Genomic DNA, 12352 nt, shown 5'->3' on the forward strand with positions numbered 1-12352 from the left:
AGATGCGCTCATCGTCATGGTCGCGACCCTCAGCCGATCTGCTTGCGCCCGGCGCCGCTCACCAAGTATTCCGCCGCGCTGCCGGGATCACCAGCGAGTTCGACGACCGCCTTGCCGACCTGCTCGGGCGTGAGCATCGGCGCCATCCCGGCGAGATAGGTTTCCACGTCGATACCCTGCCGGGCGGCATACCCCGCGACCGCTTCCTCGCCGAGCCCGGTGGCCGGTGTCAGCTTGGGCAGCAGGGCCACGAACCGTATGCCGAGTCCGGCGCGGTCCGATTCCTCGGCGGCATACGTCCGAATGAATCGGATGGCGGACTTGGCTCCCGCGTACCCCCCGCTGAGCGGCGACCCGGCCAGCGCGGCGCCGCTGGACATGGCGATCACCGCGCTCCCGGGGGCCAGCGGCGCCCGCAGGGCGGCCCTGATCCAGACGAACGCGTGTTTGGTATCGGTTTCCCAGTTGCGGCCGAATGTCTCCCAGCTCTGCTCGTGGATCGGAGCCAGATGAGGTGTGGCCCCAGCATTCAGTACCAGCAGGTTCGGCCGATGCTCGCGAATCACCCGCTGTGCCACCGCGTCCTCGGTGGCGTCCGCGAATACGGGTACGAACCCGTCCCCGAGTTCGGCCCGCACCTCCCGCAACGCCCGTGCGTCACGCGCCACGCCGATAACCCGCGCCCCCGAGGCGACGACCGCGGCGGCGATCGCCCGCCCGAACCCCCGGCTCGCGCCGGTGACAACGGCAGTCTGCGTCGAATCGGACATCGAAGACTCCAAACTCTGGTCGGTTCCTGTCCATGTACAGACCAGTGGCAGTCCGAGAATCCGTCGGTCTCCGCCGCCAGAAATGCTCCCGCGGAAGCGGCCCTATCATTCCAGTGCGCTTCGGGCCGCGATCCACACCGGCGACGCGGGCACTATCGGCGATGGATCCCGGTCGAGAGGGTCAAGAGCATGCCGGGATGACGAAAATCTGCGCGCACTGCGTGCGAATGCCGTCAACCCTCGAATTCGGCGAGGTCGATGCGGGTTTCGCCGTAGGTGCGGGACTTCAGGGGTGAGTAGCCGTCGGGCCAGGACACTTCGGGCGAGCGGATGGAGCGTTCGACGACGATGAGCGCGTCGTCGTGAAGCCAACCGTTGTCGGCCAGCGCGCGCAGGTCGGCTTGGACGTCAGCGACCTCGAGGGCGTAGGGCGGATCGGAGAAGACCAGGTCGTAACGCTCGGGGGGCCGACCGGCCAGGACGCTGGTCACCGTGTTCTGCCGCAATTCCGCGCCCGGCAGCCCGAGGTCGCCGATATTGCCGCGGATGATGGCCGCGGCCTTGCGGTCGGATTCGATCAGCAGCGCGTGGGATGCGCCGCGCGACAGCGCTTCCAGCGCCAGCGCCCCCGAGCCCGCGTAGAGATCGAGGACGTGGATGCCGTCGAAGTCCATGCGGGCGTGTAGGAGGCTGAACAGGGCCTCGCGCACGCGGTCGGAGGTGGGGCGGGTGCCCGCCGGGGGGACGCGCAGGCGTCGGCCCCCGGCGGTACCCGCCACGATGCGGGTCATTCGGCGGCGGCCTCGGTGAGGTTGACCTCGACGAGCAGATCTCCGCCCTCCACCTGCTGTACGTCGGCGATGGCCACGCGGCGGACGGTGCCCGCGCGCGGTGCGGTGATGGCGGCCTCCATCTTCATGGCCTCGATGGTGCCGATGGTGTCCCCGGCGGCGACCGAATCGCCTTCGGAGACGGCCAGGGTCACCACGCCGGCGAAGGGCGCCGCGATGTGGCCGGCATTGGTCTTGTCGGCCTTCTCGGCGGCGGGGATCTCGCTGGCGATGGAGCGGTCGCGCACTGTGATGGGGCGCAACTGGCCGTTGAGGATGCACATGACCGTGCGCATGCCGCGCTCGTCGGGCTCGGAGATGGCCTCCAGTCCGATGAGCAGGGTGACACCCTTGTCCAGCTGGACCCGGTGTTCCTCGTCGTGGCGCAGGCCGTAGAAGAACTGGTTGGCCGACAGTCCGGTGGTGTCGCCGAACTTCTCGCGGTGGGCGACGAATTCGGCTGTCGGGCCGGGGAACAGCAGGCGGTTGAGGGTGGCGCGGCGGTCCGCCGAAGTCCCGTTCAGTCCGGCCTCGTCGGCGGCGGTCAGCTGGGTCTCCGGCTTGGCCGGGCCACGACCGGCGAGCGCACGGCTGCGGAACGGCTCGGGCCAGCCGCCGGCCGGGGTGCCGAGTTCCCCACGCAGGAAACCGATCACCGAGTCCGGGATGTCGTAGCGGCCCGGGTCGGAGGCGAAGTCCTCGACGTCGACGCCGGTGCCGACAAGCGCCAGCGCCAGGTCGCCGACCACCTTGGAGGACGGGGTGACCTTGACCAGGCGGCCCAGCATCCGGTCGGCCGCAGCGTATTTCGCCTCGACCTGTTCGAACTGGTCGCCCAGGCCCAGCGCGATGGCCTGCTGGCGCAGGTTCGACAGCTGCCCGCCGGGGATCTCGTGGTGGTAGACGCGGCCGGTTGGCCCCGGCAGCCCGGATTCGAAGGGCGCGTACACCTTTCGCAGCGCCTCCCAGTACGGCTCGAGGTCGCAGACGTTCTGCAGGTTCAGCCCGGTGTCGTAGGGCGAATTCGCGGCCGCCGCGACGATGGCCGAGAGCGCGGGCTGGGAGGTGGTGCCCGCCATGGGCGCCGACGCGCCGTCGACGGCGTCCGCGCCGGCTTGCCAGGCCGCGAGGTAGGTGGCCAGCTGACCGCCGGGGGTGTCGTGGGTGTGGACGTGCACCGGCAGGTCGAACTCCCGGCGCAGCGCGGTGACCAGGGTGTGGGCGGCGGGCGCGCGCAGCAGACCGGCCATGTCCTTGATGCCGATGATGTGCGCCCCGGCCTCGACGATCTGCTCGGCGAGCTTGAGGTAGTAGTCGAGGGTGTAGAGGTTCTCGTTCGGGTCGGACAGGTCGCCGGTGTAGCTGAGCGCGACTTCGGCCAGGGCCGTGCCGGTTTCGCGGACGGCGTCGATGGCGGGACGCATCTGGTCGACATTGTTGAGCGCGTCGAAGATGCGGAAGATGTCGATGCCGGTGGCGGTGGCCTCGGAAACGAAAGCGCGCGTGACCTTTTCCGGGTACGGCGTGTAGCCGACGGTGTTGCGGCCGCGCAGCAGCATCTGCAGGTTGATGTTCGGCACGGCCTCGCGTAGCGCCGCGAGCCGCTCCCACGGGTCCTCGTAGAGGAACCGCAGCGCCACGTCATAGGTTGCGCCGCCCCAGCATTCGATCGACAGCAGCTCGGGGGTCATGCGCGCCACGTGCCCGGCCACGTCGAGCAGGCCGTTGGTGCGCACCCGGGTGGCCAGCAGCGACTGATGCGCGTCACGGAAGGTGGTGTCGGTGACGGCCACACCCTCGCGGTTGCGCAGCCATTGCGCGAAGGCCTCCGGCCCGAGCTCGAGCAACCGCTGCCGGGATCCGGCCGGCGGCGGCACGGTCAGGTCGATGGCGGGCAGTTTGTCGTGCGGGTACACCTTGGTGGGCCGCGAGCCGTGCGGCTTGTTCACGGTGACGTCGGCCAGGTACTGCAGGATCTTGGTGCCGCGGTCGGCCGAGCTCTTCAGCGTGAGCAGCTCCGGCCGCTCGTCGATGAACGAGGTGGTGACCTTGCCCGCGCGGAAGTCCGGATCGTCCAGCACCGCGAGCAGGAAGGGGATATTGGTCGTCACGCCGCGGATACGGAATTCGGCGACCGCGCGCCGGGCCCGCGCCACCGCGGTGGCGAAGTCCCGGCCGCGACAGGTCAGCTTGACCAGCATGGAGTCGAAGTGGGCGCCCACTTCGGCGCCGACGTTCGCGCCGCCGTCCAGGCGTACGCCCGCACCGCCCGGGGAGCGGTAGCCGGTGATGCGGCCGGTGTCGGGCCGGAACCCGTTGGCCGGGTCCTCGGTGGTGATGCGGCACTGCAGCGCCGCGCCGCGAATGTGGACCGACTCCTGGCTCAGGCCCAGATCGGCCAGGGTCTCACCCGCCGCGATGCGCAGCTGCGACTGCACCAGGTCGACATCGGTGATCTCCTCGGTCACCGTGTGCTCCACCTGGATTCGCGGATTCATCTCGATGAACACGTGATTTCCGCGCTCGTCGAGCAGGAATTCCACGGTGCCCGCGCAGGAGTAGCCGATCTGGCGGGCGAAGGCCACCGCGTCGGCGCAGATGCGTTCGCGCAGTGCTGGATCCAGGTTGGGGGCGGGCGCGAGTTCGATCACCTTCTGGTGGCGGCGCTGCAACGAGCAGTCGCGCTCGAAGAGGTGGATCACATCGCCCTGCTGGTCGGCCAGGATCTGCACCTCGATGTGGCGGGGGTTGACCACCGCCTGCTCGAGGAACACGGTCGCGTCGCCGAAGGCCGATTCGGCCTCGCGCGCGGCGGCCTCGATGGACTCGCGCAACTGCGCCGGATCGGTGACCCGCCGCATGCCGCGCCCGCCACCACCGGCGACGGCCTTGACGAAGATCGGGAACTCCATCGACTCCGAGGCGGCCATGAGCGTGTCCACATCGGCGGACGGTTCGCTCGAACGCAGCACCGGCAGTCCGGCGGCCTTGGCGGCGGCGATGGCGCGCGCCTTGTTACCGGTCAGTTCGAGGACCTGCGCGGACGGGCCGATGAAGGTGATGCCCTCCCGGGCGCAGGCGGCGGCCAGGTCCGGGTTCTCCGACAGGAAGCCGTAGCCCGGGTAGATGGCGTCCGCGCCCGCGGACTTGGCGGCCTTGATGATCTCCTCGATCGAGAGGTACGCCCGCACGGGGTGTCCGGGCTCACCGATCTGGTACGCCTCGTCGGCCTTGAGCCGGTGCACGGAGTTGCGGTCCTCGTACGGGAAAACCGCGACGGTACCGATGCCGAGTTCGTAGGCCGCACGGAAGGCGCGAATGGCGATCTCGCCGCGGTTGGCGACCAGGACTTTGGAGAACATGCGTAGAAGGTACCTGCCCGGCGATACGAATCGGGCATCGAAGTCCCGTTCGGTGCAATCTTCACAGGACGGACTCGTCGCTTGCGAATTTGTGTTAATCACCGCGATACATCCCTGTCGGTGAGGGTTGCGATGCTCCGACCACTGAATTCGCCGCCGTGCTAAGCATTGCGGCCCCGCGACCCGTCGCCGGGCGGGCGCGCACCGAGACATCCCGGTGCCCGGATTGCCGCACGATCGTGTCCGACGCCACAGCCCGCATGGCCGAAGCCGCGCGAGAAGGCTTGAGCGACGGTAAAATCCGGCACGAGGAGGGGGACGTTGAGATCGTTCACGTCGCGCGCAGCGCTGCTGGCTTGCCTTGCGGTGGCGCTCGCCGCGGCCGGCTGCACCACCAGCGTCCCCGGTCATGCGGTCCGGCAGGAGACCGATCCGAGCAGCCTGGAGGTCGGCAACTATCAGACCCGGCCGCGCGTGGTGGGAAACGCCAAGACCGACAAGCAATCCCGCATTCGCGAGTCGCAGCGGCTGTCGGACTATGTAGCGCTGCCGTTCGAGGCCGACCGCGACTACGCCTATGAGTGCTCGAACGATATCCGCCCGCACATCGTGACCAACCACAAGGGCCTGGGCGACATCCTCATCAACGACACCTTCGACGAGGTCGCCCACGATCTGCGCGGCGGCTGGGTCGATACCTGGTGCACCGGATCGGACTCCGACGACAAGCACCGCAAGCTCAGCATCGCGGTGCTGGAACTGCCGGACGCGGGCCGCGCCGCCGCCGTCGGGCCTACGCTGGAACACGACGACTTCACCTACAACATCGACAATCGTCCCGTCACCCTGCCGAAATACCCTGACAGCAAGGCACATTGGCGACCGAACGTGGCCTCCATCGGTTCCTGGACCGCGCACGACCGCTACGTCGTCTTCGTCAAGGTGGTCGACGAGCTGGCCGCCACACCGGATCTGGCCGATCTGACCCGGCGCACCGAGCAGATGCTCAAGGTGGCACTGCCACTGCTGGACAGGTTCGCGCCCACGCCCGCGGACAGGTTCGAGCACATGCCGCTCGACCCGGACGGCATTCTCGGCCGCACCCTGCCGACGAATCCCGAAGAGCCCATGCGGCCGGACCCTGACGGGGTGTACACCGGTCGCGGCGCGCTGCAGAGTCTCGATGGTGACGACCTCGATTTCCTGACTCTCGGCGACATCGATCTGGTCGGCTATGGCGACGCGCTGGTGTTCCACAGCCGGACCGGCACGGCGGCCCGCGCGCTGTGGGACAAGTGGGATCCGTCCCGGGACAAACCCGACAATCACCAGAGCATCGCCCCGCCACCGAGTTTCCCCGGCGATATCGGCTGTTTCGCGATCCTGGAGAACGGGAAGGCCGTCTCCAACCAGTGCACCTTCCATGTGGATCGGTACAACGTGCAGGTCGCCGCCTTCAATGTGCTGGAGTTGTATCAGAAGACGGCGGCCCAGTACGTGCTGGTGACGAGCAGGTGACGGCATGAGGCGCATCCGCGGATTCCGCGGGCTCCGAACGGTTCTGGCGGTGGCGGCTGTGGTGACCGCCGTGCTCGCGTTCAGCGTCGCGGTCGCGTCGTCGACCGTTCCGGGCCACCCGGTGCCGGGCATGACCCCGCCCGACTTCTCGAAGATTATCGTCGGACCGTACCCTTCGGGCCCGATCGAGTACTCCCCCACCTACGGGGTCGCCACCGACGTGTACCAGATCGAGTCGCGGCGCATGCTGAGCTATCTGGCCGGTCCGGACGAAATCGATCCCGACGTCACGTTCCTGGGCGGGGCCAGGGTGCTGGACACCTCCGACGCCAACTTCGACGACTCCGACGGCCCGTTCCCGAAGTCCTGGCAGCCGATCGCCGAGCGCAACAGGATGATCGCGGGCGCCTACATCTGGCGCGACAACAACAGCGTCCGCGCGCGCAAGCACATCACCCTCGCGATCATGAGGTTCCCGACCGAACAGGCCGCCCAAGCGGCCGTCGACGGGTTCTCCGACGCGCTGGCAGCCCCGGGACTGCACCCGATTCCGATCGACGGCGTCGAGAACGCCCGGGCCTCGTCGATCACCGATGCCAAGGGCCAGGTCTTCGCGGTGCACGGCGTGTACGCGATCATCGGCCACGCGGTGATCCCGCGGGCCGATCCGGCCGCACTCGGTGAGCGTCTGAAGGCCATGCTGCAAACCCAGCTCGTCAGGATGGCCGACCTGAAACCCACACCGCTCGAGGACATTCCGGATTTGCCGACCAATCCGGACAACATTCTGGGCCTGACGCTGCCGAACAAGTACGACAGCTCCGATTCCGACCGCGTGGGCTGGAGCTACGGCGGGGTCTACAGCCCAGCGGGCGCATTGCATTTCGAACGCGACGGCGCCGCGGCGCGCAAGGCATACGCGGCGGCCGGGGTGGATCTGGTCGCCCGCAATGCCGCGACCGTCTACCGCACCCGGGATCTGGCGGCGGCCTTCGGTTTACAGGCCGCCCTGACCACGCTGGGCCGCGACGACGACGAATACCCGCACCCGCCGGGCATCACCGACGCACACTGCATTCAGCTGGACGAGCCCGAGCCGATCCGTGACTACACCTACCTCTGCGCGGTGGTGTACGGCCGGTATGTCGCGGTGATCGGGGCCGAGGCGCGATTCAGCGGGGCCGCGCCCGCCTCGTTCGCGCAACGGGTTTCGGCGCAGTACTCGATGCTGGCCAAGAGCGGATAGCTGCCATGACCACTGCGCGCACGAGAACGCGGTCGGCACTGCTGGCGCTGGCGGTCGTCCTCGCCGCCGCCTGCGGATCGACCCCACACGAACCGGCCGCTCCCACCTCGAAGGCCGCGATCGTCGATGCCTCCCAGCTGGATCCGGGCAATTACCCGGTGGTGCCGCGCACGATCACGACCAAGAAGCCCGATATCACGGTCGGCGATCTGCTCCAGGAATCGATCCGGATGGCCGAGCACATCCCACTGGCGCTCGAGATCGACGACCGGCTGGTGTACAGCAATGCCGCGCACGCGGTCACGGCCGACTACACACCAATGAGCATCGACAACTTCAATGACAAGGCGCCGGGCCTGATCGCGGGGTGGGAGTCGGGCGGGCGGCATCGCGTCGACAGCTCGCTCGGATTGAACGTGGACCTCACCGTGCTGCGGTTCACGAAACCGGAGCAGGCGGCCGCTGCCGGGGATTTCCTTGTCGGACTGGCGGATCCGGAGTACCCGGACAAGGGTCCGCTGCGGATACCGGGCTATCCCACCGCGAAGGCGGCCCTGACCTCGCTCGAATCGGTGAAAGCCGGTTACGCGCAGGGCGATTACCTCTACTGGCTCCATCTCGAGGACGATCTCACGGTGCCCGACGGCCCCGGCGCCCTGCTGGATATGGCGAAGCGGGTGCTGGACAAGGCCATCGACTCCATGCGGGACTATCAGCCGACCCCGTTGGACCAGCTCGCGGGCATCGCCGCCGACCCCGACGACCTGCTCGGGCGCACCCTGCCGCCGGGCAAGGGACAGATCTGGGCGATCGAGGGGCTGTACGGTCCGCATGCCGCGCTGGCCCTCGATGATCGACCGGCGGTCTCCCGGCGCGCCTTCGACGAGGACGGGGTCGATCTGGTGGCGCACGCGCTCAGCGGCGTCTACCGGACCCGGGACAGCGCCGCCGCACAGCGGCTGATCGGCACGTTCGTAGACGAGCTGAGCGACAGGTACAAACCCGTCGACGCGCCGCCCGGTCTGGCAACCGCTCGGTGCCTGCAGCTGAAGGACGAGAAGAACGCCGTCGCCGCGAAGTTCATGTGCTATCTACCCTACGAGCGCTACGTGGCGGAGGTGTACGCCGACCAGTCCCAGGATCTGCGCCAACGGCTTTCGGCGCAGTACGAACTGCTCGCGTACGGGCACATTTGATCCCGGGCCGGGTGCGGTGAACGTTGCTACATTCATAGGGTCGGCATCCCGGCAGCGCTGAGGAGGACGTGAATGCCGTTGCGGCCCGGCACGATCGTGGGCGGCTACCGGGTGATCCGGGTACTCGGCAGCGGCGGCATGGGCACCGTGTACCTGGTGCAGGATCCGATGTTCCCGCGCCGGCTCGACGCGCTGAAGGTCCTCAGCGCCGACCTGTCCCACGACGAGCTCTACCGCGCCCGGTTCGAACGCGAGGCGAATCTCGCGGCGGAACTGGACCATCCGAACATCGTGACGGTCTACGCGCGTGGTGAGGAGGACGGGCGGCTGTGGATCGCCATGCAGTACGTGCCCGGCACCGATGCCGCGGTCGAGCTGAAGAAGAACCCGCAGGGCATGACGCCGCAGCGCGCGCTGCGCATCGTCACCGAGGTCGGGAAGGCCCTCGACCACGCGCACCGGCGCGGCCTGCTGCACCGTGACGTGAAGCCCGCCAACTTTCTGCTCTCGCACGGCGAGGAGGACTCTCCGGACGACGAGGAGCGGGTGCTGCTCACCGATTTCGGTGTGGCCACATCCGTTTCCGACGGTCGCGAGCTCACCGCGACCGACGGCCTGATGGCCACGCTGGCCTACGCGCCGCCCGAACGGCTGGTCGCGGGGCCGCTCGACCATCGCGGCGATATCTACAGTCTGGGCTGCGCGTTCGTGAAGCTGCTCACCGGCCGCACCCCGTTCCCGGTGACCTCGCTGGCCCAGGCGACCCTGGGCCACCTGCAGGAGCCGCCGCCCGCGTTGGGCACGCTGCGCGCCGACCTGCCGCCGGCGCTGGACGCGGTGATCGCCAAGGTGCTGGCCAAGGATCCGGCGCACCGCTACGCCACTTGCCGCGACTTCACCGATGACGCGGCGCTCGCGCTCCAGGGCCGGATGCCGACGGCCCCAGCGATCGTCGATGACGAGCCGCCGACGGAACGGATCGACCGGCCGCGTCCACCCGTCGAACGCGCACGGCTGCGGCAGGCCGTGACCATCGCGGCGATCGCTGCGCTGCTGGGCATTTCGGGTGTCGCCGCCTTCCTGTCCGCCCATCACGACTCCGGCGGCGGGACCCCCACGGCCACCACGACCCACACCGATTCCCTGGCGCAGGTGCGCTCGGCGCACCCCGCGTTCCAGAACAAGACCATCGCCGCCTTCAACTTCGGCGACGGCACGCTCTCCGCCGACCTCGACACCAGTGACCAGGCGAAGTTCCTGCAGGACATCGGCTTCCGCTACGCCACCGATTTCCGTGCCCAGTCCGGCGAGGGCTCTCCCAGACCGCTGTCCCCCTCCGATGTCATCGTCCCCGACGTCGATCTCGTCATCGTGGTGCGCACCGACAAGCAGGCGGGCAACGGCGGCCTACGCGGCCTGCCCAGCTCTTTCGTCTCCTCCAATCTCACCCACGCCCGGCTCGTCATCGTCGACGACCCCGCCGCCGCCCAGGCGTTCCAGCACTGGAACGACCGCTCGCCGGACATCCTCGTGCAGAAGGTCGTTCCCGCCATCGTCAAGGTCCTGTGAGCCTCCACCCGGAAACCGTTCCACGACAGCGTTATCCACCGCGAAAAGCAGAGGCGTGACGGACGGCGCATGTGCGCCATCACGTTGGCCGGGCCCTGCGGTCCTTGTTACGCTCCGCCCGGACAGGAGGTCGAGGTGTTCGGAAGACGGTGGGGACTCCGATGCCTGGCGGCGGCCGTGGCCGTCTTGGCGCTCGCGGGCTGCGGATCGTCTCCCGTGCCCGAATCCGACCCTGGCTCAACGCCTTCGGCGCATTCGAACAAGGACTTGTGCGACCGGATGACCGATTTCTTCCACAACACGCTGGGCGTCCCGGAGGCGCAGGTGGCCGAGCTCAGCCAGGGCACCATCAACGCCACGATCGGCATGTCCGGTTCGTGCTACCTGAACCTGCAACGCCGCGCCCCCTATGTCGCCTGGATGACGGTGCGCAACATGCGCAAACCCGATCACACCGATCCGACGGGCGACCGCTACCAGCGCCTGGACGGTTTCGGCGAGGATGTCTGGCGCACCCCGGACGACAGCTTCCTGACCCGGGTCGGCACGTGGGAAGGCATGCTCGCGATCGACGACAAGGTCGCTGGAGCCGGTTCGACACCGCTGAGGATGACCGACGCGAAGGTGCGGGACACCATCGGGTTCCTCATCGACGTCACCCGCCAAATGCAGTAGGCGTTCACCGCGGCCGACGCCCTAGGCTGGCGTCATGACCGATCAACCGCGCCTGCGCTACCGCCTGATCACCGGACCCGATGACGCGCGATTCTGCGAGCGGATCAGCGCACTGCTCGACGAGGGCTATCGACTCCACGGCTCGCCCGCCGTGACCTTCGACGGCACCGCGGTCATCGCCGCGCAGGCGGTGGTGTGGGGCGCCGACTGACGTGCCGCGACCTCGAAAACCGGTTCACGGCGGTGCATTTGGACGAGCTCATGCGCGGCGGGCGGGCACCGACTCCAGCCCGTCCTCGATGCGGCGCGCGGCCGCGGACAACTCGGCCAGATAGCGACGCCGTTCGGCGCGGGTGACGTCCTCGCGCAACGGGCCGATCTGCAATTCCAGCACCGCGTGACCGCCGCCGTCGAAGACCGGTGCGCTCAGATAACTCAGCGGCAGCGCCACATCGCGGTCGAGCGTGGATTGGTCGTAGGCGCTCCCGACGATGGTCCCCAGCTGCGCCAGCACCCGGCCCCGCAATTCCTTGCTGCCCGGGTGATCGGCGAGGTGATCGGCGACCTCCGACAGCACCCGGACGCCGGGCAGGCTGTCGGGTTCCAGCCGCCACGCGCAGTATCCGGCGGAGCGGAGGGTCGCGAGCACGGCGCGATATTCGTCACGTCGCTCCGGCCCCCGCGTCTCGAGCCAATCCTGTTGGCGGGCCGTGGTGGCGTGGGCGATGATGGCGGCGCCCGCCGGCGCGCGCAGTGGAATCCGCACGCCGCATTCGATTCCCGCGGTGAGCCGGTCGCGGGTGACGGCCACGAATTCCAGATGGTCGCCGCTGAGCGCGGTCAGGGCGGCGCCGCAGTCGACACGGTCGGCCAGCCGCTCCAATTCCTGGTCCAGCCAGGCCCGATCGTCGCGCCGTGTGGCCGCGCGAGCCCCGATGGCGGCCAGCCGGGTGCCGAGTTCGTAGCTCAGATCCGGGAGCCGGCGCACCCAGCCGCGTTCGGCGAGGGCGGCCAGGATCGCTCCGGCGGTGGAGCGGTTGAGGGTCAGGGTGTCGGCGATCTCGGCCGCGGTGAGCGCGGCACGCTGGGCGGCGAGCAGTTCCACGATGGCGACCACGCGCTGGGTGGGCGGTGAGCTCTCGGTCTTGCCAGCGGGCACGCGGGTCTCCTAACCTGAGCGCGATAC

Annotated in this window: 10 protein-coding genes; 6 read left to right on the forward strand and 4 right to left on the reverse strand. The window is 68.9% G+C overall.

Going from position 1 to position 12352, the window contains the following annotated elements; all coding sequences use genetic code 11:
* Positions 1 to 29: 29 nt before the first annotated feature.
* From GLP40_RS09445 to GLP40_RS09455, 3 genes are all read right to left on the reverse strand, one after another.
* Positions 30 to 770, reverse strand: coding sequence for an SDR family oxidoreductase (locus GLP40_RS09445; protein WP_154787481.1), 741 nt, complete (start codon positions 768 to 770; stop codon positions 30 to 32).
* A gap of 233 nt (positions 771 to 1003) precedes the next feature.
* Entirely contained in the window at positions 1004 to 1561 is a 558-nt protein-coding gene (rsmD, locus tag GLP40_RS09450; protein ID WP_154787482.1) for a 16S rRNA (guanine(966)-N(2))-methyltransferase RsmD, read from the reverse strand.
* Complete coding sequence (locus tag GLP40_RS09455) at positions 1558 to 4962, reverse strand: pyruvate carboxylase (RefSeq protein ID WP_154787483.1); 3405 nt, start codon at positions 4960 to 4962, stop codon at positions 1558 to 1560. Before GLP40_RS09455 ends, rsmD begins: the two co-directional genes overlap by 4 nt.
* Before the next feature lie 321 nt (positions 4963 to 5283).
* Between GLP40_RS09455 and GLP40_RS09460 the strand changes: the two genes are divergently transcribed.
* From GLP40_RS09460 to GLP40_RS09485, 6 genes are all read left to right on the forward strand, one after another.
* Positions 5284 to 6480, forward strand: coding sequence for a DUF7373 family lipoprotein (locus GLP40_RS09460; protein WP_230329405.1), 1197 nt, complete (start codon positions 5284 to 5286; stop codon positions 6478 to 6480).
* 4 nt (positions 6481 to 6484) lie between these two features.
* Positions 6485 to 7726, forward strand: a complete 1242-nt coding sequence (locus GLP40_RS09465) for a DUF7373 family lipoprotein (RefSeq protein ID WP_154787484.1) — start codon at positions 6485 to 6487, stop codon at positions 7724 to 7726.
* A 5-nt stretch (positions 7727 to 7731) separates the two neighbouring features.
* Complete coding sequence (locus GLP40_RS09470; protein ID WP_154787485.1) at positions 7732 to 8922, forward strand: DUF7373 family lipoprotein; 1191 nt, start codon at positions 7732 to 7734, stop codon at positions 8920 to 8922.
* Between the two features lie 72 nt (positions 8923 to 8994).
* Entirely contained in the window at positions 8995 to 10491 is a 1497-nt protein-coding gene (locus tag GLP40_RS09475; RefSeq protein ID WP_154787486.1) for a serine/threonine-protein kinase, read from the forward strand.
* Positions 10492 to 10770: 279 nt separating this feature from the next.
* On the forward strand, positions 10771 to 11166 hold the full coding sequence (locus GLP40_RS09480; protein WP_154787487.1) for a hypothetical protein: 396 nt from the start codon (positions 10771 to 10773) through the stop codon (positions 11164 to 11166).
* Between the two features lie 34 nt (positions 11167 to 11200).
* Entirely contained in the window at positions 11201 to 11377 is a 177-nt protein-coding gene (locus GLP40_RS09485; RefSeq protein WP_154787488.1) for a DUF1737 domain-containing protein, read from the forward strand.
* 48 nt (positions 11378 to 11425) lie between these two features.
* Here GLP40_RS09485 and GLP40_RS09490 read toward each other — a convergent pair whose 3' ends face one another.
* A complete protein-coding gene (locus GLP40_RS09490) occupies positions 11426 to 12325 on the reverse strand; it encodes a helix-turn-helix domain-containing protein (protein WP_154787489.1) in 900 nt (299 codons plus the stop codon).
* Positions 12326 to 12352: the final 27 nt, after the last annotated feature.

This window comes from Nocardia aurantiaca, from assembly GCF_009708175.1.
GTDB classification, from domain to species: Bacteria; Actinomycetota; Actinomycetes; order Mycobacteriales; family Mycobacteriaceae; genus Nocardia; species Nocardia aurantiaca.